The organism is Ornithinibacillus bavariensis (assembly GCF_018333235.1).
GTDB classification, from domain to species: domain Bacteria; phylum Bacillota; class Bacilli; order Bacillales; family Amphibacillaceae; genus Ornithinibacillus; species Ornithinibacillus bavariensis.
In genome coordinates, this window is record NZ_BORP01000001.1 from 1,123,956 (window position 1) to 1,146,459 (window position 22,504).

The 22,504-nt window shown below is 36.1% G+C and carries 19 protein-coding genes and 1 pseudogene; 9 read left to right on the forward strand and 11 right to left on the reverse strand.

The window, feature by feature from the left end; all coding sequences use genetic code 11:
- Positions 1–29: 29 nt before the first annotated feature.
- Positions 30–1,523: a peptide MFS transporter gene (locus KI338_RS05660; RefSeq protein WP_212919964.1), complete on the reverse strand. Its 1,494-nt coding sequence runs from the start codon at positions 1,521–1,523 to the stop codon at positions 30–32.
- 308 nt (positions 1,524–1,831) lie between these two features.
- Between KI338_RS05660 and KI338_RS05665 the strand changes: the two genes are divergently transcribed.
- The 5 genes from KI338_RS05665 (at position 1,832) to KI338_RS05685 (ending at position 9,033) form a co-directional block, all read left to right on the forward strand.
- Positions 1,832–2,836, forward strand: a complete 1,005-nt coding sequence (locus KI338_RS05665; RefSeq protein ID WP_212919965.1) for a tetratricopeptide repeat protein — start codon at positions 1,832–1,834, stop codon at positions 2,834–2,836.
- A 103-nt stretch (positions 2,837–2,939) separates the two neighbouring features.
- Entirely contained in the window at positions 2,940–3,512 is a 573-nt protein-coding gene (locus KI338_RS05670) for a TetR/AcrR family transcriptional regulator (RefSeq protein ID WP_244853365.1), read from the forward strand.
- A gap of 112 nt (positions 3,513–3,624) precedes the next feature.
- A complete protein-coding gene (locus tag KI338_RS05675) occupies positions 3,625–6,087 on the forward strand; it encodes a YhgE/Pip domain-containing protein (protein ID WP_212919967.1) in 2,463 nt (820 codons plus the stop codon).
- Positions 6,088–6,225: 138 nt separating this feature from the next.
- Positions 6,226–6,573, forward strand: coding sequence for a hypothetical protein (locus KI338_RS05680; RefSeq protein WP_212919968.1), 348 nt, complete (start codon positions 6,226–6,228; stop codon positions 6,571–6,573).
- 393 nt (positions 6,574–6,966) lie between these two features.
- Positions 6,967–9,033 (forward strand): thioredoxin domain-containing protein, encoded by a 2,067-nt coding sequence (locus KI338_RS05685; RefSeq protein ID WP_212919969.1) that lies wholly within the window; start codon positions 6,967–6,969, stop codon positions 9,031–9,033.
- A gap of 307 nt (positions 9,034–9,340) precedes the next feature.
- Here the strand turns inward: KI338_RS05685 and KI338_RS17705 are convergent.
- A pseudogene (locus KI338_RS17705) lies at positions 9,341–9,418 on the reverse strand (oxidase); the annotation flags it as partial.
- A gap of 12 nt (positions 9,419–9,430) precedes the next feature.
- Entirely contained in the window at positions 9,431–9,994 is a 564-nt protein-coding gene (locus tag KI338_RS05690) for a pyridoxine/pyridoxamine 5'-phosphate oxidase (protein WP_244853367.1), read from the reverse strand.
- 696 nt (positions 9,995–10,690) lie between these two features.
- Here KI338_RS05690 and KI338_RS05695 point away from each other — a divergent pair.
- Positions 10,691–10,828 (forward strand): hypothetical protein, encoded by a 138-nt coding sequence (locus tag KI338_RS05695; protein WP_212919970.1) that lies wholly within the window; start codon positions 10,691–10,693, stop codon positions 10,826–10,828.
- 183 nt (positions 10,829–11,011) lie between these two features.
- On the opposite strand, the gene KI338_RS05700 is transcribed toward KI338_RS05695, so the two are convergent.
- The 3 genes from KI338_RS05700 to KI338_RS05710 form a co-directional block, all read right to left on the reverse strand.
- Positions 11,012–11,251, reverse strand: a complete 240-nt coding sequence (locus KI338_RS05700; RefSeq protein ID WP_212919971.1) for a ferredoxin family protein — start codon at positions 11,249–11,251, stop codon at positions 11,012–11,014.
- A 111-nt stretch (positions 11,252–11,362) separates the two neighbouring features.
- Positions 11,363–11,800: a GNAT family N-acetyltransferase gene (locus tag KI338_RS05705; protein WP_212919972.1), complete on the reverse strand. Its 438-nt coding sequence runs from the start codon at positions 11,798–11,800 to the stop codon at positions 11,363–11,365.
- A gap of 453 nt (positions 11,801–12,253) precedes the next feature.
- Positions 12,254–14,431, reverse strand: coding sequence for a DNA topoisomerase III (locus KI338_RS05710; protein WP_212919973.1), 2,178 nt, complete (start codon positions 14,429–14,431; stop codon positions 12,254–12,256).
- 169 nt (positions 14,432–14,600) lie between these two features.
- On the opposite strand from KI338_RS05710, the gene ytaF reads away from it, so the two are divergent.
- From ytaF to KI338_RS05725, 3 genes are all read left to right on the forward strand, one after another.
- The gene (ytaF, locus tag KI338_RS05715; RefSeq protein WP_244853369.1) at positions 14,601–15,263 is read left to right on the forward strand and encodes a sporulation membrane protein YtaF; all 663 of its coding nucleotides are present in this window, start codon (positions 14,601–14,603) and stop codon (positions 15,261–15,263) included.
- A gap of 500 nt (positions 15,264–15,763) precedes the next feature.
- Positions 15,764–16,543: an alpha/beta fold hydrolase gene (locus KI338_RS05720; protein WP_212919974.1), complete on the forward strand. Its 780-nt coding sequence runs from the start codon at positions 15,764–15,766 to the stop codon at positions 16,541–16,543.
- Positions 16,544–16,814: 271 nt separating this feature from the next.
- Positions 16,815–18,053: an MFS transporter gene (locus KI338_RS05725; protein WP_212919975.1), complete on the forward strand. Its 1,239-nt coding sequence runs from the start codon at positions 16,815–16,817 to the stop codon at positions 18,051–18,053.
- On the opposite strand, the gene KI338_RS05730 is transcribed toward KI338_RS05725, so the two are convergent.
- The 5 genes from KI338_RS05730 to KI338_RS05750 form a co-directional block, all read right to left on the reverse strand.
- Positions 17,990–18,823, reverse strand: coding sequence for a helix-turn-helix transcriptional regulator (locus KI338_RS05730; RefSeq protein ID WP_244853371.1), 834 nt, complete (start codon positions 18,821–18,823; stop codon positions 17,990–17,992). The genes KI338_RS05725 and KI338_RS05730 overlap by 64 nt on opposite strands.
- A 392-nt stretch (positions 18,824–19,215) precedes the next feature.
- Positions 19,216–19,602: a 5-carboxymethyl-2-hydroxymuconate Delta-isomerase gene (locus tag KI338_RS05735; RefSeq protein ID WP_212919976.1), complete on the reverse strand. Its 387-nt coding sequence runs from the start codon at positions 19,600–19,602 to the stop codon at positions 19,216–19,218.
- Positions 19,603–19,613: 11 nt separating this feature from the next.
- The gene (locus KI338_RS05740; protein ID WP_212919977.1) at positions 19,614–20,369 is read right to left on the reverse strand and encodes a fumarylacetoacetate hydrolase family protein; all 756 of its coding nucleotides are present in this window, start codon (positions 20,367–20,369) and stop codon (positions 19,614–19,616) included.
- Positions 20,366–21,157 (reverse strand): fumarylacetoacetate hydrolase family protein, encoded by a 792-nt coding sequence (locus KI338_RS05745; protein ID WP_212919978.1) that lies wholly within the window; start codon positions 21,155–21,157, stop codon positions 20,366–20,368. Before KI338_RS05745 ends, KI338_RS05740 begins: the two co-directional genes overlap by 4 nt.
- 105 nt (positions 21,158–21,262) lie before the next feature.
- On the reverse strand, positions 21,263–22,504 hold the full coding sequence (locus KI338_RS05750; RefSeq protein ID WP_212919979.1) for a dihydrolipoamide acetyltransferase family protein: 1,242 nt from the start codon (positions 22,502–22,504) through the stop codon (positions 21,263–21,265).

Consider the following 22,504-nt stretch of genomic DNA (forward strand, 5'->3'; position numbering starts at 1 on the left):
GGTATTAAGGCCAGCATATCTTCTTACTTTTATTTTATACCTTTCATGAACTCTTTCAATTTCGGAGAGAACATAAATAAAATGATACCCAATACAATTGCAATACCACCTATAACTCCAAAGTACATTACTTCGGTATCTGCTGTATAAAAGCGTACCACCTGTGCATTGATTGCTTGTGCAGATGAATTCGATAGGTTCCATAAGCTCATCATCTGTGCAGCAAATGCTGCTGGTGCTAGTTTTGTTGATGCAGATAGACCAACTGGTGATAAGAGCAATTCACCCATAACAACCAAGAAGAAACTAAGCACTAACCATAGTGGACTTACTAAGGATTCTGTTCCATTGAAGTATGCAGGAAACATCATCACTATAAAGGATAAGCCAGCAAAGATTAATCCAAATGAAAACTTCTGTGAAACTGTTGGTTGTTTATCGCCAAGTTTTGTCCATAATCCCGCAAAAATTGGAGCAAAGATAATAATAAACAAAGGATTAAGTGATTGGAACCAAGAAGCATGGAGTTCTATTCCCATGAAATTCAAGTTTGTACGCTCATTCGCATATGTTGCTAGAATGGTTGAGCCTTGCTCTTGGATAGCCCAGAACATCATAGCTGCAACGAATAGCGGGATATACGCTAATAAACGAGACTTTTCATCTTTCGTTGTCTTAGGACTACGAAACATAAAGATAAAATAAACGGCTGGGATGATTACCCCAAGAATACTAATAAAGAAAATGACACGATCTACCGTTAGCCATCCACCAGAAACTCCTATCCAGCCAATTATTCCTAGAACAAGTAACGCTAGGATAATAATGGTTGCCATGCGGCCCTTTTCTTCTTTTTTTAGAGGGTTTGGCACATAGGAACCAGCAAGTCCTAGGTATTTTTTTCGAGTGATTACATACACAACTAAACCAATAAACATACCAACTGCTGCGAAACCAAATCCTAAGTGGAAGTTTACTTCCTCACCAAGTGTTCCAACAATATATGGAGAGATAAAAGCCCCCATATTTATACCCATATAATAGATACTGAAACCAGAATCACGACGAGGATCTGTTTTACTGTACAGATCACCCACCATACCACCAACATTAGGTTTTAGTAATCCTGTTCCGATGATAATAAACGCCATGGAAGCGAATAAGGCTGGTGCTCCTAGTGGTAATGCCAGGATGACATGACCAAGCATAATGAGTACTCCACCATAGAAAACGGTCCTTGCTGTTCCCAATATACGGTCAGCAATCCAACCACCAATAATACCAGACATATATACAAGCGAACCATAAATCGCCATGATGGAGTTCGCAGTTGTTTGATCAATACCAAGTCCGCCTTTAGAAACTTCATAATACATATAGAACAGTAAGATTGCTCGCATTCCATAGTATGAGAAACGTTCCCAAAATTCAGTAAAGAATAATGTAGATAAACCTTTTGGATGACCAAAAAAACCTTTTTGCGGAATGGTTTTCAGAATAGCATCCTTATCGTTTGATTTCATGATCTGCCTCCTGTTGTTTAAATTCCGTAAATAAACTGAAAACTCTAATGAAGCTAATGAAACCATTTTAAGGGAATTTTTAATGGACGTAAAGGGATTTTAAAGAAGTGAAACTCTTCCAAAATATATTAAAATAACGAATCATCTTTATGTAATCGCTCTAGTAACTAGTATTGCAACGATTGATGTTTTTAACATTAGTTAAAAATTGGTAATTCCGATAAAAATTTCATTTCAAATTGATAAAGGTGCATCCGTTCTTAAATTATGAGATACTCTAAAAAAAGCTACATAAGGATGTATGGCAATTGAAATTTGATTATTTGGTAATTGAATTGGAGAAAAAGGGTTTTACAAAGGCAGCAAATTTGCTTAAGAATATCCAATCCAGTGAATACTTTTTACAAGACCTTGCACTTCTATTATCCGAATGCTCAGCTGCAAAAAGTACACTTCCTGATGATTTATATATTCTTTATACCCAACTAAGCAAAGTTTCAATCTTTCAGGAAGATTACAAATTTATTATGCTTCGTGACCTAAGTACTATTTTATCAGCGTATATTAATCCTTCCGCTGATGCAATTGAGATATTCATGGATAAGGATGAAATGTCAGAAGCTGCATCTCTCTATCAGGAGGCAGTAAATGGAAATAGTAAGGCGCAAGTTGAATTAGGCCTCTTCTATAAAAGTGTTCATCGTGCAGAATGGGGATTTGATTGGTTACGACTGTCAGCTGAGGTAGGAAACGCTGATGCGTTATATTGGCTTGGAAATATATATTATGATGGAACGATAGTGGAGCAGAGTATGCAAAAAGCATTTAATTGCTATAAACGTGCTGCCGAACTAGGTCATGCTGATGCATTAAATAATTATGCGGATATGTATTTGCGAGGGGAATATGTAGAAAAGAATGAAAGGAAAGCACTTGAGCTTTTTACACAGGCTGCTAATAAAGGGGTACCAGAGGCTATGTATACACTTGAATATATGCATGGCAATGGTGTCGGAACAATAGAAAATAAGGAAGAAGCATACAACTGGTTTAAGAAATCTGCACTGGCTGGTGACGTTTTTGCTGCAAATCGCTTAGGGCATGAAGCTGTAGAAAATGGACATGGAGAAGAAGCGATATCCTGGTATAAGCTGGCTGCAGAGCGTGGCGATTCTTATGGTGAATTTAATCTTGGACTTTGTTATGAAAATGGGATTGGGACTGTAATCGATAGAAAAAAAGCAAAGTATTGGTATCAAAAAGCTGCATTGAAAGGAGATATACAGGCAAAGGAGAGGCTGAAGGATTTATAATTTTTCATTGGTAAAAACTTGACTTCCTGTTTTATTAATTGTAATCTATATTCTGTACGAAATGACTGGAATGTTCATTTGGTCAATCAGAGGTGGTGAGAAGGTGGAAATCGATCGAAGAAGGAATATTGTAGAGGCTGCAGAAAAATCCTTTTCCTTATTTGGCTACAAGGCAACAACGATGGATCAAATCGCTAAATTAGCTAATGTTGGTAAAGGAACGATTTATACATTCTTCAAAAATAAAGAAGAGCTCCTTCAATTTATCATGGAAGAATTAATAAAGGAAATGAAGACAGCCGCAGAAGAGACATACGATAAAAACATTTCTTTTCACAAGTTTGTTCATCGCGCCATCTACAAAATGCTTGAGTACCGGATGGAACATCAGCTAGCCATAAAGCTTTTTGAAGAAGGCAAATTTGGCACGCCTGAAGTTGTTGAAGCGTTAAAATACTTTGAGGATGCAATTGTGAACTATATCAGTCACATTATCCAAGAAGCAATTAACAAAGGATTTATTCACCCATGTGACCCAAAAATCACAGCCTATATCATTTTGAAAATGTATGTTGCATTAATCTTTGATTGGGAAAAAAATAATCCTTCCCTTTCAAAAGAAGAAATTGCTGATTTAATGAATTTGTATATTTTCAAAGGATTAGCAGTATCCTAATATTTTTGCGGGATCGAACAGGATTATCAACGTAACTGATAGTCCTATTATTTTTCACGTCAATGACCGAAATACCAAAATGGTCATTAATTCAACAAAGGAGTTTTGATACATGAATGGTTTTAAATTACTTGGTAAAGAGTTGCAACGAATTGCTAAAAATAAGAAATTGTTAATCCCAATCATTGCAATTCTGATGGTTCCATTAATTTATGCTGGTATGTTCTTATGGTCCTTCCTTGATCCATACGCGAAAATGGATGAACTACCAGTTGCAGTCGTCAATAGTGATGAAGGAGCAACATTAGAAGGTGTAAAATTACAACTAGGTAAAAATTTGGTTAGGAATTTAGAGGATAGTGATGCCTTTGACTTTCATATAATTTCTGAAAAGGAAGCTATGCAAGGGCTCGATGACTTAACCTATTATATGGTGATTAAAATTCCTAAAGACTTTTCCGAAAATGCAACAACATTATTAGATAAAAATCCTAAAAAGCTTCAACTACAATACATTTCGAATGACAGCTATAATTTTCTAGCTAGTCAAATTGGTGAAACTGCTATCAGCAAAATCCAAACAACAATGGCAACAGAAGTATCAAAAACATATGCAGAAACCTTATTTTCAAAGGTATTCGAAATGAAGGATGGCTTACAGGCTGCTAGTGATGGTTCAGGAAAATTAGATTCAGGGGCTAGTGATTTGAAGGACGGTGCTAATGAATTAAAAAGTAATTTAGAGGTCCTAGCATCGAAGTCTATCGAGTTTCAGGATGGTATTCAAACCGCTCAATCCGGTGTTGATGCATTACATGATGGCTCTGGAGAATTAGCAGCAGGATTAGGCCAATTGACAGACGCTAGTGGACAATTATTAAATGGTTCTAAGGATTTGCAGTCCGGTTCCAAAACACTTATCTCTGGAATTGCAGAGGCAAAGAATGGAACTGAAGCATTGAATCAAAATATGCCACTACTCGTAAATGGTACAAAAGAAGTGCAAGCTGGTTTAAAGGAATTTCAAAAACAACTACCAAAACAGTTGGCCCAAAGCTTTAGTAGTCAATTAACTGGTTCTTCCGGTGGTATGAGCAAAGGCATTAACCAATTAAATGCATCGATCGATTCTGGACTAACTGACAAACTCGCGCCTCAATTGACTGAAGGCTTAGCACAAAACACAGCAAGTAAAATTTCAGAGAGCATGGTTGAAAGTCAACAACAGCAAATCAATACCTTAGATAAACTTCTAACTGATTATGGAGTTGAGGACAAGGATGCAATATTAGCTGCCCTAACCAAAGACGCTCCTTCACAAGAAGTTTTACAACAAAATTTATATCAATCACTGCAACCAAGCTTTGAAGCAGGAATCAATAATGGAATACAGCAAACCGTATCAGAAATTGATGCCGGCTTCGATTATTACCAAGAAGAATTAACGAAGCAATTAGCGGCAACTTCTATGGAAAAACAAATTGCCGATGCTGTTAATCCTGTTTTCAACAAACTTTCAAGTGGTCTTCATGCAGTTAATAATGGCCAGGAAAAAGTTCAAAGCGGGGCAGAACAATTAAATACCGGACTAAATCGTTTATATGCCGGTGCACAAAAGTTAGGTACCGGGCAAGAAACATTCGGTTCTAATATGGAGTTATTCACTAAAAAGCTAGGTGAAGCAAAAGCAGGAGCCAACAAACTTGATGATGGTACGAACCAATTAGTGACTGGCATGAGTCAATTAAATGATGGAGCCACACAGTTCTCTGACGGTTCAGCCAAGCTAGCAGAAGGGTCTGTACAGCTTTCAGATGGAACGAATGAACTGCAAAAAGGAACAGATGAATTACATTCTAAACTCGGTGATGCAGCTGATCAAATTAGCTCTATCGATGCTGATCAAGATACGTATGACATGATGGCTAGCCCAGTGGAACTAGATATCCACCATGCTAATAAAGTGCCGAATTATGGTACTGGTTTTGCACCATACTTCATTTCATTAGGTCTATTTGTCGGTGCATTACTATTAACAATTATCTTCCCACTAAATGATACTGCAGGTATTCCTAACAACGGAATAAGTTGGTTTATGAGTAAATTCGGTGTTATGGCGTTAGTAGGAATTATTCAAGCCATCCTTACAGACATTATCATTCTATATGGGTTAGATATAGAGGTTCAAAGTGTACCATTATTTGTCCTATTTACCATAATTACAAGCCTAACATTTATAACATTAATTCAATTCTTAGTAACATTAGGTAATAATCCAGGTCGATTTGTTGCCATCATCATCTTAATTTTGCAATTAACTAGTAGTGCTGGCACATTCCCACTTGAGGTTATTCCGAAAGCCGTACAATGGTTTAACCCATTATTACCGATGACGTATTCTGTACAAGGATTTAAAGCTGTCATCTCAAATGGGGATTATGGATTCATGTGGCATAATGCAGGAATATTATTCGCATATATTGCTGGTTCCATTATTATTACAACAATCTACTTTGTTTGGAAACATAAGAAACAATTTAAGAATGAAAATAGCTTGAATGAACAAACTGCATAAATTAGTTGGTGTCCGTAACCTATGTTGCGGACACCTTTTTATTATTGAGATAATGCTTATAGGCAAAACGGATAATACTAAGATTCAGCTATGATATAATGTCAACATAAGTATTAAAGAAAGAAGGCTCCGAACTTTATGGACACTACTAATGTAGCTGAACTTATTGTAGAACAGGGAAAAAACACGATCACAAGCATGCAGAATTTGAAAGGTAAAGCTGATAAGCAGAATAAGGAACGTGCTGACTTATTTGAAAAGTTCTGTGCAAATGAACATTCTTTTCGGGTGTATACATATATGGATCCTAAGATTGGACAATTAGAAGTGGTTCAATCATTCATGAAAAAGGTTGAGATGTTTGGAGAACTATTTACTGGAGTAAATATAGAATTCGAAACAACTGTCGATAAAACTCGAGTAACAGAAGCCTTCCAAGAGGCTATGGAAGCGTATTACATTTTGCTAAATACCCTACAACATTAAGGGAAATGGAATTGAAACATTATATGTCATGTAAAAATGTGTAGAGGCTACAAGTTAATAACCCATATAATTAAAAAGTTACAATGTAAAACCCTTCGGAAATATGCTTCCCTTTCACTCCCAGGTCAAGGTACTAGATATTCACTCACTGACTAGCAGTAGATTTAAAAACAGAGAAATGGTGTTCGATGTAATCTAACTATACGGCCTTATTACTATAAAAAAGATTTGCATTATCAAGATCAGGAAGATTCGTAAAACAGAACTATTTAAGGGCAGTTAACAGGAGAAACTTTTCTGTTCTCCACTACATAAAATGATATCGCCTCATATATTTGGATAGTTGTGGTAAAGTAAAATAGGTGAATTACATTTTGGAAAGATGGTGCCCTTATGAGTCATAAACAAAGATCCAACAATTTAATCAATGAAAAATCCCCCTACCTACTTCAACATGCACATAATCCAGTTAATTGGTATCCATGGGGAGAAGAAGCATTTGAAAAGGCACAACAAGAGAATAAACCTATCTTCCTTTCTATTGGCTATTCCACTTGCCATTGGTGCCACGTTATGGCCCATGAATCCTTTGAGGATGAAGAAGTCGCTAAGCTTCTAAACGACCATTATATTGCTATTAAGGTTGACCGTGAAGAACGCCCTGATATCGACTCGATATACATGAAAGTGTGTCAAATGATGACAGGACATGGTGGATGGCCATTAACCATTTTTATGACACCAGAGAAGGTACCGTTTTATGCTGGAACCTATTTTCCGAAAGAAAGTAAATATGGAAGACCTGGATTACTGGAATCGTTGGAACAATTACATCAAAAATACACCACCGATCCAGATCATATTTCCGAAGTTACCCAAAGTGTTAAACAAGCATTAGATCAATCCACTAGAGAAAAAAGCAAAAGCCGTTTAACAAAGGAAACAACAGATCACGCATACCAACAATTAGGAAGAGGATTTGACCATACATATGGTGGTTTTTGGGAGGCACCGAAATTTCCACAGCCACAAAATTTAATGTTTTTGCTTCGTTATTATCATTTCACTGGCAAACCTGCTGCTCTAGAAATGGTTGAAAGGACTCTCCAGAAAATGGCTACAGGTGGAATCTATGACCATGTAGGATTTGGTTTTGCTCGATATTCAACCGATGAAAAGTGGCTTGTTCCGCATTTTGAGAAAATGCTTTATGACAATGCCCTATTGCTGATGGTCTATACAGAGAGCTATCAGCTCACAAAAAATCCATTCTATAAGCAAATTGCTAAACAAATCATAGAATTTGTTGAACGGGAAATGACCAGTAAAGAAGGAGCCTTTTATTCTGCTATCGATGCCGACTCAGAAGGTGTGGAAGGAAAATATTATGTTTGGGAGAATGAAGAAATTTATGACATCCTTGATGAGGACTTAGGGGAGATTTTTGCAACAGCATACGGTATTACTCCTTATGGAAATTTTGAAGGAAAAAATATTCCTCATTTAATTGGTGTGAAGCTTGAACTTATTGCCGAGGAGTTTGAGCTTTCCATGGATGAATTATTGGAACAGCTTGAAATAGCAAGAGAAAAATTATTGAAGGCACGTGAAGAAAGAATTTATCCTCATGTGGATGATAAAATCCTAACCTCCTGGAACGCGATGATGGTTGCTGCATTAGCCAAGGCTAGCATCGTTTTTCAAGAGGAAAGCTATTTACAATCTGCCAAAAAAGCTATCCAGTTTATAGAGTCTAGGCTTATTCAAGAAGGTAGGATAATGGCGAGATATCGTGAAGGTGATACAAAATATAAAGCCTATTTAGGTGATTATGCCTACCTAAGTTGGGCGTATTTAGAGCTTTATAATGCTACTTTTTCTTTAGATTTTCTAGTAAAGGGTAAACATCTTGTTAACGAAATGATTCGTTTATTCTGGGATGAAAAGAATGGCGGATTCTTCTTTAGTGGTGCAGATAACGAGAAGCTAATCTCCAATGATAAGGAAATCTATGACGGTGCCATCCCCTCTGGAAATAGTGTTGCAGCTGTAGTACTTGCACAGTTGGGATATACAACTGGTGAAATGAGTTACTTAGATAAATTAGAGGAAATGTACTATACATTTTTTGAGGATATTAATCGACAGCCTTCAGCTGGAGCATTCTTCCTCCAAAGTTTATTACTTACGGAAAACCCGACAAAAGAAGTAGTAGCTCTTGTTGAAAACGATTATTCTCGCATGGAAGTCGTAAAATTAATTCAGGAAAAGTTTACACCAGATATATCACTTTTGGTAGCTGAAAACCCTGAGCAGTTTGCTAAAATTGCAGAATTTGCTACTGATTACAAAAAGTTAGATGAAAAAACTACTATCTATGTTTGTGAAAATTTCGCCTGTAGACAGCCCACCACAGATATTGAGGTGGCGATATCAAACATATTTTCAACTGAGAAGTAGGTATAGAAATATAGAGCTAACTGCAGAACTAATAAAAAACCGCATGAAATCAAATTGGTTATCACTTAGCTTCATGCGGTTTTTTTATAAAAATGGAATCCATTTTTCTTATGATGAGGTGTAGCCTTTAATTTAGGATTTTAAAATCTTATCTGTTGTCTTTTCTAAAATAGAATTGATAAACCATCTGGTATTTCATACCAAAGCTTACCTATTACAGGATTATCAATTTCTTTTCCTGATTGGTGGTTAGTTTGTTTCTTGATGAAGAGTACTTCAGCCTACCAGATCATCTATTTATTAGCGACTATGGCCAAAGAAGTTCTTTGACCCAATTATTATTTTCCTTTCGATACAGAACGCGTATATGTTTTCTGTCTATGTCCCCCTGCCAAAATTACACCTCACATGCAGTTACCTGATATAGACACCAATTAGGGTCTACTAAATTAGGATTATTTTCGACAAGCTGATAATTCTCTAGAAAAGATCGCTCAAAATCATCATTGCTAGGCATCACTTCACTTTGCTTACCAATTAGAGCTATGGCTCGTGCAGTTTCTCCTCTTCCTAAAAAGTCTTTAGCACTTTGCTCTTTTCCTATCTCCGATGCAGTACCACGTATTCGAACTTGCCTGCCGATCAAGGACCAATAAAAAGTTAATGTAACATTTGGATTCTCCTTTAATTGCTGTCCCTTTGCACTATTAATACCAGATGCAAAGTACCACCCTTCTTCATCCATATCTTTTAGAATGAGTACTCGCGCATCAGGATTCCCAAAACGATTGATAGGAGAAAGTGTCATGGAATGTGGTTCATGTACTCCATTTTTTATTGCAATCTGAAACCATTCTTGAAAAAGCTTATGAGGACTTTCCGGAACATTGGTATAATCAAATTTCGGAAATGGTCCCTCCAACGCTTTAAGGTTACTAAGTAACTTGTGAGGACTGTTCATATTCATGCTCCTTTTCTTAAAGGATCTTTTAAGCAAAGTATATCATTTTTGAATATTAATGAGCATTTTTAGTAATCTGACATATTTACAAAAAATAAATATTTTACAGGCTCATGTATTTATATTCCAATACCAAAAATTGTAGCAACCGGCAAATGTCTGTAGTTCGTAATGTCTACTCTTCAGTCGTGCTCCCCGAGTTTTTCTGTATTTGATGACTTTTATTAGACTGATTTAACTTGTTCTCCGATTTTTAGTCTATTAGCGGGCTTCTATTAGACTGATTCGCCTTGTTTTCCGATTTTTAGTCTATTAGATGACTTCTATTAGACTGACTTACCTTGTTTTCCGATTTTTAGTCTATTAGATGACTTCTATTAGACTGACTTACCTTGTTTCCCGATTTTTAGTCTATTAGAACGCTTCTATTAGACTGATTCGCCTTGTTTTCCGATTTTTAGTCTATTAGAACGCTTCTATTAGACTAATTTTCCTTATTCCCCGATTTTTAGTCTATTAGGGCACTTCTATTAGGCAGATTTGCTTGGTTTCCGCAATTTTAGTCTATTACAGTGCATCTATTCATACGTTTTACCGTAAAAATGAATGTTCAATTCGGTTGGCATCTTCTGTAGTTTAAATATGGCATCTCTATTTTTTGTTCTTTATAATAGAGATAGGAAGGAGTTTAGGGATATGGTAAAAGTAAAAATGAATGTACAAACGGCATATCATGGTGAATTATTTCGGGCAGGCAAGGTTTATGAGGTTGATGAAGAAACGGCTAAAAGATGGATAGCTAGCAAACTAGCTATAAAGGCTGAGGAAGAATAGTTCATAGATTTCACTTCTATAATGTACCGCAAAAGCGTTTCTTGGTTTCCTATATCCTTGCATATTTCATTCAAAAAAATTACGGCAATAAAATTACAAATTTGCCCTTCGCTTTTTGTTACAACGATGCAAGATAAAAAGTCCCGCTAACATTTATGATGTTAACGGGACTTTTGTGTATGATTAACGATTGGCGAAGAATTCTTCAGCCTTTTCTAAATAAACTTCTTGTTCAGGTGTCAAATCATATTCTTCTTCAATTGCATTTACTGGGCAAGCAGCTTTACATGCTCCACAGTCAATACAAATATCTGGATCTATGTAGAATTGATCTGGACCTTCTTCTATACAATCAACTGGGCAGACACTAACACACTCTGCTGCCTTTTCTTGCTGACATGGTTCTAATATTACAAAAGCCATCTATTTTAACCCTCCCTAATCCATAATACAAGGCACATCTTCATATTAATGATACAACTAGTAGAAGTTCAAGTAAACTGCTTCACGGAAAATTCATAAAGATAAAGAAGACTAAAGTTCCTTATACATAATTATATGAGGTCCAATTTGTGGATAATGAAACACATCACCATGTGCATAAAAGCCCAGCTTTTCATAATATGCTTGTACTGTCGTTCTTCCATTACACCAGAGTAAATCAAACCCTTCATCCCTTAGCTTTTCTTCAGCATAAGTAACGACTCTTCTACCTGCTCCAAGCATACGATGTTCGTCCAGTGTGGCCATAGCTCGTAAACGATATTGCTTTTCACTAGAAAAATCCGGAAAACTTTCCTTATAAAATGATGCAATTGTGATTAATTTATCATTTAAAAAAGCACCCAAATGAAATGCACCCTCATCATGATCTGTATCATATATACTTTCCTCATACGGTAAGTGTGGCCTTAAGATTTGGTGCCTTATATCATAGGTCATTTCTGGACTAACTTCTCTAATTTCTATCATTTAATTTCCCCCTTTTACTAACTACTATATTAATTCTTCTCGTTCATCATATCTCCTTCTTTATTTAACAAAAAAAAAACGAATGAAACTAACAAGGATTTAGACAACTGTAGGATTTAATCCTTGCTACGTCTCCTTTTCAACAATACATTGGTCAAATTGGTATTTAGGAGATACTCTATTCTTCATTTCTATTCTTCTCTTTGCCAAAAATGATGCTTAGAAGATCCCTAGACCTCATTTCTCTTCTTCTTTTTCCTCAAAATAATGCTTAGGAGCGCTCTATGCTTCATTTCTCTTCTTCTCTTTGCCCATAATGACGTTTATATGAATGCTGTACGTTAGTTTTATGTTTTATGCCTAAATTAGTTCCAAATAAAAGAACCACAGCAAGATAAGCTGTGGTAAACTCGTATATCTATATTATTTAATGATTTTTAGAAATTCATTCTTTTACTTTTCTTTAAACTTGGCTAAAGCTTCTGCAAGAGCATTATTGGCAAATCCATCATCTTGATTTTTTAAATACTTATGAACATCCTTTTTAGAAACCTTATGTCTCTTCTCTTGTTCTCTTCGCTTGTTAAAGGTTGACAGCTTTTCTCGATAGCCACAGGAGCAAGTAAATAATTGTCCTTCGCCTTCACCACGTAATTCTAATCGTTTATGGCAATTTGGGCAACGTGCATTTGTTTTTCTTGCTATATTTTTCTTATGTCCACAGGAGCGGTCCTGGCAGACAAGCATACGTCCATGCTTATTATTAACCTCAAGCATTAATTTTCCACATTCAGGACATTTTGTCCCGGTCATATTATCATGTTTAAATTTACTGTCTTTTCCTTTAATCTCTTGTACAACTTCTTTTGTATAATCCTTGATTTCGCGAATAAATTGATTTTTATTTAATTTACCTTCTGCTATTAAACTAAGTTTTTGCTCCCATTCAGCAGTTAAAGCCGGGGACCGTAAATCCTCTGGTACAAGATCCAGCAGTTGCTTTCCTTTGGAGGTAATAAAAATATGTTTTCCTTTTAGCTCCATATAGCTACTATTAAATAGCTTTTCAATAATATCCGCACGAGTTGCTACCGTCCCGATTCCTCCTGTTTTTTGCAGGGTTCCAGCTAAATGCTTTTCATCTGGATTCATGTATCGAACAGGATTTTCCATTGCTTGTAGCAAAGCACCCTCGGTAAACCGTTCTGGAGGTTTTGTTTCTCCAGTTGTCAAATTAATTGTTATATTTGCCATTACATCATGCTGTTTTACAACCGGTAAACGCTGATTGTCTACCTCCTCCTCATCATCGAAATGACGATCATAGACAGCTTTCCAGCCTTGTTTTTTAACGATTTTCCCTTTTGCTGTAAAGGATTCTGAGCCAATACTTGCGTGAATTGTCGTCTGATCGTACTCATATGCTTCCATTAACACTGCTAAGAAACGCTTGACAACGAGATCATATATTTTTCGTTCCTTATCATCCAAACCCTCCAGAATTACAGGCTCCTCGGTAGGAATAATAGCATGGTGATCACTGACTTTTGCATTATCAACAACAGATTTCGGTAGCTTGCCGATGCCCTTTTGCAGGATCAATTTAGCAAATCGAGCATACTGATCAACACCACATGCCTTTAGACGATCTGTTAATGTTGGAACAATGTCAGTAGAAATAACCCTTGAATCCGTTCTAGGATAAGTTAAAACCTTATGACGTTCATAGAGTTTTTGCATAATCGATAAGGTTTGTTTCCCAGAAAAGCCAAATATACGATTTGCATCCCGTTGCAATTCAGTTAAATCATATAGCTGTGGCGAATGTTTCTTTTTCAGCGTTGTATCGACCTTAATAATTTTTAACGACTGGTCTCTTAGTTTAGCAAGTAATCCATCTGCTTTTTCTTTAGAAAAAATCCTCGAGTTGTTTTTGTTATCCTGCCATGTAAATGTAATACCGCTTTTAGTCTTTGCTACTATTCCGTAAAATGTTTGGGCTTTAAATTCTTGTATTTCCTTTTCTCTTGCAGCGACCATTGCTAATGTTGGTGTTTGGACACGTCCACTAGATAGCTGGGCATTAAATTTTGTTGTAAGTGCGCGTGTAGCATTCAGTCCTACATACCAATCGGCTTCGGAACGAGCAACAGCAGAGGCATATAAATTTTCATAGTTTTTACCTGGCTTTAACTGCTTAAACCCATCACGTATTGCTTTATCTGTGACAGACGAAATCCAAAGTCGTTTAATAGGCTTATTAATCCGAGCTTTTTCAATAATCCATCTTGCCACAAGCTCCCCCTCACGGCCAGCATCTGTAGCAATAACAATTTCCCCTACATCTTTTCGATTAAGCTGTGTTTTTACCGCACTAAATTGCTTTCCAGTTTGCTTCATGACAATAAGTTTTAAAGGGGCAGGAAGCATTGGTAAGTCCTCTAGGCGCCACTGTTTGTATTTATCATCATATGCTTCTGGGTCCGCAAGCGTAATCAAGTGACCAAGTGCCCAGGTCACGATATATTTCGAACCTTCCATAAAGCCATTTCCTTTTTTAGAACAATTAAGAACTCGTGCTATATCACGACCTACGGAAGGTTTTTCTGCTAGAACTAATGTTTTACTCATATGCATAATCCTTTCTAAAAACATCTATTCCTTACTATACCATATTTCGAAGGGCTTGCCCTTTGTAGCACACAACATCACTAAATCCCATAATATAACCTACAGATAGAATACCTAGTAATACATCGCATGAAGCGAAGACTAGGTTACACTAATGCAGGTGAAAACGATGTTCCATCTGCTAAGTAAAGGATATGGTGATATGCTATACTATACAGGATTATTATTCCTAGTCATTGCTGTAAGCTTAGATGGTTTTGGTGTTGGCGTTTCCTATGGAATGCGTAAGATACTAGTACCACGAAATGCACTTTCAATCATTATGCTATGTTCAGGAGTAGTTGTTCTTTTTTCCATGCTTCTTGGAAATGTGATAAGTTCCTATTTATCCATACACTTCGCGAAAACTATTGGAGCAGCAATTCTAATATTTATTGGAGTATTCTCCTTAATTAACGCTATTCGAAGTCAACTAAAAAAAGATGATGGGAAAACAAATCAAGCCTCATCACCGAACAACTTCCATCGATTTCGCACCGTTATAGCTACACCTGATAAAGCAGATCTTGACCTTTCTGGAACGATATCCATTGGTGAAGCAGTTTTACTTGGCACTGCTCTAGCATTAGATGCATTTGGTGCGGGAATAGGTGCTGCCATTTTGGGTTATTCCGTGATTCTTACCCCACTCTTAATCGCGTTAATGAGTGGACTATTTGTTCATTTTGGTATAAGAATAGGAATCGTATTATCAAAAAATAAACGCCTGGAACGAATGAACTTTTTACCACCAGTATTGTTAATTACCATTGGGGTTTTGAATTTGTTTTAGAAAAGTTATAATAATGTTCCATTATCAAAGTATTATTATATGGTAACAATCTAGAAAATGGATTCCTCATGTTTCGAAAAATCGAGAATCTAGTTATAGTCTCGCTGTAGCATCATAAAGTAAAAAAGCTTTATTCGCTTGAGAATAGCTTTAAACTCATTTTCCAATTTTAATAATTTAGTAGTGATAAAGTAGAACAAAGAAATTCTTAATATAAGCATGGAGAAGGTATATAAAATTATGAAGGGCTATCTAATAGGTAGTCCTTTTTACTATTTAAGATAGATCGACTTTTGCTGTAAGTAAGTTGTTTTGAAAAGACGTATTATATTTGAAAGTGCGTTGTTTTGGGTTAATTTAAGAGATTATATCTCTTTTCTCCTTTTTAATATCAGTTTATTTCGATTTTTATGCTAACATAAAGGTAGTATGTGAAACCATGTACTTATAACGAACGACGCCGTTTTCTTAATAACTTAACTAAAAAGAGGGTGGATGGTTTGAGTTTAAATTATCAAGTGTATGGAGATAAGAATGCTCCATTGATGGTGTTTTTACACGGGGGTGGAGTAAGCAGCTGGATGTGGGATAAGCAAGTTCAATATTTCAGTAATTATCATTGTATTACCATAGATCTACCAGAACAAGGAGCAAGTACAGATACAGAGGAGTTCTCCATTCAGTTTAGTGCCGAAAAAGTTAATGAGATAATAGAGAAGGAAGCAAACGGTAAAAAGGTAATTGTTATTGGGTTCTCACTAGGGGCACAGGTTGCTATAAAAATGCTGAGCCTAAATTCCAATTTAATTGATTATGCCATTATTAACAGTGCATTAGTAAGACCCAACTCAATAATTAGAAAAATGATAAGACCGATGATAAAATTGTCCTTTCCATTAGTTAAAAATAAATTCTTTTCAAAACTTCAAGCGAAAACACTATATATCGGACAGGAATACTTTGATACATATTTTAAGGAAAGCTCACAAATGAAATCAGATACACTGATTAGAATATTAAAGGAAAATATGTCATTTAAAATACCCGAAGCTTTTAAGAAATCAAAAAGTAAAATACTCGTTACTGTTGGGAAAAAAGAAAAATCAATAATGAAAAAATCAGCAATAGATATAGTTGCAAATAATTCAAATTGCACTGGAATAATTATCCCTAAGGTTGGCCACGGAATATCTTTGGTGAATCCTGATTTCTTTAACCAATTGATAAAAACTTGGATACACGAAGGTACTTTGCCAAAAGAAGTAACATTAATAAAGTAAAAAAAGTTAGAGGAACGGTTCCTTTGCATAAAGGGATTACTGAAATGTTCAAACCTCTTACATAACCCAAACCTATATCTGCTGGATTAGGATCCGTTTTGATTTATTTTTTTCAAAATGGATTCTTTATATGTAATGTAAAAAGAAGATTAGGAAGGTGTTTTTAATAAAGTCCTATTCCAAAGCTATATAATCTTGTTAATAAAGTCCGCAAGAATCTAGAAGAAAATAAACTCACTAATTTAGTAATCTTTAAGTGAGGTGAAATCATATGTACTTGAATGTTCTAAAAAATAATAAGAATGTTCTATTCTACTTACTAGGAGCGGGAGCATCTAATTTAGGTAATGTTATAACAGGACTTGCTTTCTTATTTTTAGCTTATGAGATGACGGAATCAACCCTACACACAACAGGTGTTGCTATTTCACAGGTACTACCATATCTCTTATTTGGATTAGTTGGTGGCGTCATTGCTGATTCGGTAGATAAAAAGAAGCTGTTGATAAAAATTGATCTTATCAGTGTACCGCTTATCTTATCACTAGTCGCATTACATCAATTTGAACTATTGAACTACTGGCATCTAATTATTGTAAGCTTTATCATTCAATGTTTAGGATGTTTTTTCAACCCAGCTCATCGAGCAATTCTACCGGTTATTACTAAGGAGGAAGAAAGAACTACAGTTAATAGCTTCCTTGATACCGTTACAAGAGGGGTGACCGTACTAGGTCCGATAGCTAGTGTTGGATTAATGAATACGATTGGCATCATACATTTTTTTACTCTCGATGCGTTTACATATCTAATAAGTGCAATCCTTATTTATAAAATCCGTCTTCAAGAAAAAGACAGTGAAATTTCCAGAATAAAAACAACGGATATAATTAGTTCAATAAGAGATTTTGCTGTTTGGGCGTACAGACAAGTCACAATCCGAACATTGTTTATTGTAACAGTAATAATCGTATTTTTTAACACATGGGTATGGCAAGTTGGTCTATTATTACAGCTGATGGAAACAAGACCGAACGGAGAAGAACTGTACAGTATTCTATTAGGCTGGTACGGTGCTGCAGTCATAGCAATAAATTTACTGGTTCCAATAATGTGGAAAAAGCTGAATATGAAGATTTATTTGATTGGATCACTTATTTGGGGATTGGGTATCTTTATTTTGGGTCTAGCAACTAACACCCCACTATATTTTATCGGAGTGTTAGTTACTGCAATTGGCTTGCCAATATCTGGCTTAGCTAGGGTATACTTATTACAACAATACCTGCCAACAAATAAATTGGGGAGAGGCTTTAGTTTCAATGCATTTCTTCTATATTTATCCAATGCCATTTCTCTTGGAATCTTCGGATTTATTTCTTCATTCGTATCCACCCATATCTTATTTTTGATATGTGGACTAATGATGATTGTTAGCTCTGGCGTTTACCTTCTAACCATCCTTCGAAACAAACCTGGAGTGATGCCATATAAACGCTTAAATAGTTGATTGTAAATTGCAACAGAAGAAAATCCACATTCCATCGCGATATTTAATATAGTTTTATCCGTGTTTTTAAGCATTTCTTGACTACGAATGATGCGATATATCTGCAACCAAGAATATGGTGAAATCCCAATAATTTCTTTAAAATAATGAGCAAATTGATATTTACTTAGTCTAGAAACATTCGCCATTTCATCTAATGTCCATGCATGCTGAAAATTTTCTTTCATTGCCGATATGGTTTTATACAGCTCAGGATGAATCGTTTTATGGGTATGTATATTTATGTCGTTTGTATGTGTTCCAACAGCACTTTTTACAAGTATTAATGCTAATTGCGTAATACTGTGTTCAAGAAAAATTTCCGTTGATTCAGTAATCTCATCTTGTTCAAGTTGTACATACTGCAAAACAAACTGGACCCAGTTTGTTAGCTGAGGATATTTCTGTACAAATGAAGCAAATTGAATATCGTAGTAGTGCATCGGAGATAGAAATCTAGCAATCTCGTTCAAAAATGACGGATTTAATTCAATCAGAAATTTCTTATCATCTACTGCTAACTGTTTATGTTCATCTTGTGGATTAAACAAAATAAATTGTTGCTCATACAGGATTAACTGATTTCGATTCGTTTGATAAGTCATCGCTCCATTTAAGGAATAAATAAATTTATAACAATTATCTGATCGCCAGTTACTTTCCTGATCAAAATCCTTTTTGAGTAAAAAAACGCCGTTTGGAACTTCCATTAATAACTTTGATTTTCTCAAGAATTCACCTGCTTTGTAATTCTGTTTATAAAAAATTGTATCATACAGATTGACGATATCGTAAAAATCTGAACTTTATTTAAACTCATATTATGAGAAAGTAAAATGCACATTCATTAGTAATGGGTCGAACAGCTATTTTATCAGACGTTTCACCTCGGCTAATAGACATTGGTTATTCAACAAGCAGGTGTGATCGTTGAATAACCAATACTTTGTCAAAGAATTAATAGTCCTTATAAACCATTTTAGTCTTAGAATGGCAAAATAAGTAGATAACTTAGTTTTTTAACGTAAAGTATTTCTTTAATACAAATAACCCGTAAAAAAGGGGCGTAGAATCTTCCAATGTATCTACTGCCCCTAGGTTCTATTTATTCATATCTATTATCCTACTGATACCTTCGATGAATATTATTCTTTTTATATGTTGGGTACATGAACTCAAAAAGTTCTAATGATATCGCTATATTACGCTCAGCAAAATGCTTTTCGAAGTGCTCTTCCAGCACACGAAATAAGGAATCACAAGCAGCCATCTTCACCTCATTAGGACGTCCGCTTCCTATTTTTAAAGTAACATGAACAAAGGCATCATCATTACCACCTGTACCGTCTGCAATAACATAGTCCTTTAATTCAATTGCCCGAGAGCGAATTCCGCCAATTGGAAAAGCATCTCCTTCTGCAATAAGCGTCTCATTTATTTTCAGTAAGAGTCCCTTTATATCACCATCATCACGAAGATTATCCGTATATTCAACTGTAACATGTGGCATTATTTCACCCCTCAACGTGAAAATTCAGTGTCTCCTACGATTGTATTCCTTAATTCTCCTATTCCCTCTATACCTACGATGACCTCATCACCCTCAACCACATTCACCGTCCCCTTTGGTGTCCCGGTTAAAATGATGTCATTTTCATTCAACGTCATAAAACTACTTAAGTACTCAATTAAAAACGGAATATCAAACACCATATCCTTGGTCGTACCTTCTTGCTTTAAATCTCCATTAACATACGTATAGAGCCTTAAGTTCATTGGATCAGTAATATCTTCTTTTTCAACAAACCAGGGACCAATTGGAGTCAGTGTATCACGGTTCTTCACTACTAAATTTGGGCGATAATAGTTTTCCAGATAATCCCGTATTGCATAATCATTTGCTACGGTATATCCAGCTACATACTCATACGCATCCTCTCGTTTAACAGAACGCGCTTTTTTCCCGATTACAACGGCTAATTCACACTCATAATGCATGATTTCAACACCAATTGGTCTACGAGTCTGGCCATTATGCCCAATTAATGTATTCGGTCCCTTTAAAAACACTAACGGTTCTTCTGGTGCTTGAAAGCTAATTTCACTTGCATGATCAGCATAATTTAGTCCGAGTGCAAAAATGGTACCTGCTTCAACTGGTGGTAACCAAACTACTTCGCTTTGGTCAACGAAGCGACCATCTGATAGCTTCAATTGCCCATTCTCTTCCATTGCATCATGGATCGCTCCAAGGAAAGCGATTCGTGCCCGCTTCATACCTTATCACCTCCAGCAATATGGACATTTTCATAGACAAAGCGATTTTCCAGACTCCCAATCCTGTCTATTTCTATCCGAATCGTGTCGCCAGCACTTGCTGTAGGTGGGTTATTTGGAACACCAACTAGTAGAACATCACCCTTAGATAATGTCATAAATTCTGTAACATCCTGAATGAGCTGAGGAATGGAACGAATTAAATCCTTTGTACTATTTATATGAATCAATTCATCGTTCTTAAAGGTCCAGATAGTTAAGTTATCCGGATTTGAAACATGTTTTTTTGATACAACCCATGGACCAATCGGGCAAAAACCATCACGTGCTTTTTGTTTGATAGCTGGGCGATAGAAATTATCATGTGGAAGGGAAACATCACTTACAATCGTATACCCTTCTATATAATCGAATGCATCGGCTTCTTTAACATTTGTCGCTGTTTTTCCAATGACAACACCTAGCGTAGCATTAATTTCCACCATATTTTCCCCTGTAGGTATCGCAACCTCCTTTAAATGTGCATTCATGGTGTTTCTTGGTTTGATATATAAAACCGGCCTCATTGGAGGCTTTTGGTACGGAGATTGAGTAAATTGGTTGGCTAATGTCTCTACTTGATCCTGAAAATTGAATAAACAGCCATAAACGGTCCCAAGCACTGGTGATTGCCAAGAAAAAGCATCTTCTGTAAATTTTTCTCCCTTCCATTCGATATGGGAGTGACCTATCAAAATATTTTCCAAGCCGGATGTTGATGAAAATCTTGCTTTTGCTGGATACAGCATGAAAGCATTCACCCCTTTTTGATGACATCATTGTTTGTTACTTTATCACTTTATTCATAACACAACGGGCAGCAGAACCAATCTTGGTGCAACTACCCGTGCCTATTAACGCAAATACAATAATATTGTTTTGGGTTGTTCCATTAATGCTATAAAGCGATTGGTGAACATTACCGCATCTGCACCATCAATGATTCGGTGATCAAAGGATAATGACATGGTCATAATGGAACGAATAGCAATTTCATCATTTTCTGTGACTACTGGCGTACGTTTTGTTTTATGAAATGCAATAATGCTCGTTTGTGGATGATTAATAATTGGTGTTGCAGCTATTCCACCAAGTGGGCCAACATTACTGATGGTAAATGTCCCACCCTTCATCTCACCTACCGATAATTTATGCTCCTGTGCCTTTTTCGTTAATGTTTTCATTTCTTCATGTATATCTTTTATTGACTTCTTATCAACTTCCCGCAGGACAGGAACTAGTAACCCTTTGTCTGTATTTGTCGCAAGTCCAATATGATAATCTTTTAAAAGACGAATTAAATTTTTTTCTTCATCTAATTGGGCGTTGAATAATGGAAATTCTTTCAAGGTAATTGCAATTGCCTTCAAGAAAAATGCCACTACCGATACATTTTCTCCTGCCTCTCTCAATTCTTCACGTAGCTCTAGTAAATTCGTTAAATCCACTTCATCAAAATGGGTGACATGTGGGATTCTAGCCAATGATTCTGTCATCTTTATCGCTATTTGTTTACGAATGCCAGAAAAAGGTACAGTATGGTCGGCTATCACTTTTTCATCTGTTGATCTCAATAACGGTGAACTTTCCATTTCTACAAAACGAGTATCTACCTTTTCCTCCCGTTCACGTACAACCCGGAAAATATCTTCATCCGTCACTCTACCAGCTGGGCCTGAACCAACTACTTGCTCGATATTAACATCATGCTCTCTAGCAATCCTTCTCGTATGCGGTGCTGCAATCACCCTTTTAGGTGGGATTTTAGTAGTCTGAGAATGAGGCTGTACTTCCTTCTTCTCAGGGGTTAATAATCCTGCAGAAACCTCCTTTTCTGGACTAGAGGATAAGCTTTCTTCTTTACCATCATCTATCTCTAGAATCACCTGCCCAATGGATATTGTGCTTCCTTCAGAAAAATGAATCTTTTTAACTATTCCCGCTGTTGGCGAGGGAATTTCAGCTACCATTTTGTCAGTCTGCATTTCCACAAGAGGCTGGTCAACCTTAACCGAATCGCCAACCTTCACTAAATAGCTAACTACCTCCCCCTCCGTCATTCCTTCCCCAATATCATGGAATTTTACCTCGACCAT

Bases quoted from the DNA above. Each gene is read 5' to 3' on its own strand.
- KI338_RS05660 (WP_212919964.1), bottom strand. From the start codon at position 1,523: ATGAAATCAAACGATAAGGATGCTATTCTGAAAACCATTCCGCAAAAA.
- KI338_RS05675 (WP_212919967.1), top strand. From the start codon at position 3,625: ATGAATGGTTTTAAATTACTTGGTAAAGAGTTGCAACGAATTGCTAAA.
- KI338_RS05680 (WP_212919968.1), top strand. From the start codon at position 6,226: ATGGACACTACTAATGTAGCTGAACTTATTGTAGAACAGGGAAAAAAC.
- KI338_RS05685 (WP_212919969.1), top strand. From the start codon at position 6,967: ATGAGTCATAAACAAAGATCCAACAATTTAATCAATGAAAAATCCCCC.
- KI338_RS05690 (WP_244853367.1), bottom strand. From the start codon at position 9,994: ATGAACAGTCCTCACAAGTTACTTAGTAACCTTAAAGCGTTGGAGGGA.
- KI338_RS05695 (WP_212919970.1), top strand. From the start codon at position 10,691: ATGGTAAAAGTAAAAATGAATGTACAAACGGCATATCATGGTGAATTA.
- KI338_RS05700 (WP_212919971.1), bottom strand. From the start codon at position 11,251: ATGGCTTTTGTAATATTAGAACCATGTCAGCAAGAAAAGGCAGCAGAG.
- KI338_RS05705 (WP_212919972.1), bottom strand. From the start codon at position 11,800: ATGATAGAAATTAGAGAAGTTAGTCCAGAAATGACCTATGATATAAGG.
- KI338_RS05710 (WP_212919973.1), bottom strand. From the start codon at position 14,431: ATGAGTAAAACATTAGTTCTAGCAGAAAAACCTTCCGTAGGTCGTGAT.
- ytaF (WP_244853369.1), top strand. From the start codon at position 14,601: ATGTTCCATCTGCTAAGTAAAGGATATGGTGATATGCTATACTATACA.
- KI338_RS05725 (WP_212919975.1), top strand. From the start codon at position 16,815: ATGTACTTGAATGTTCTAAAAAATAATAAGAATGTTCTATTCTACTTA.
- KI338_RS05735 (WP_212919976.1), bottom strand. From the start codon at position 19,602: ATGCCACATGTTACAGTTGAATATACGGATAATCTTCGTGATGATGGT.
- KI338_RS05740 (WP_212919977.1), bottom strand. From the start codon at position 20,369: ATGAAGCGGGCACGAATCGCTTTCCTTGGAGCGATCCATGATGCAATG.
- KI338_RS05745 (WP_212919978.1), bottom strand. From the start codon at position 21,157: ATGCTGTATCCAGCAAAAGCAAGATTTTCATCAACATCCGGCTTGGAA.
- KI338_RS05750 (WP_212919979.1), bottom strand. From the start codon at position 22,504: ATGGTCGAGGTAAAATTCCATGATATTGGGGAAGGAATGACGGAGGGG.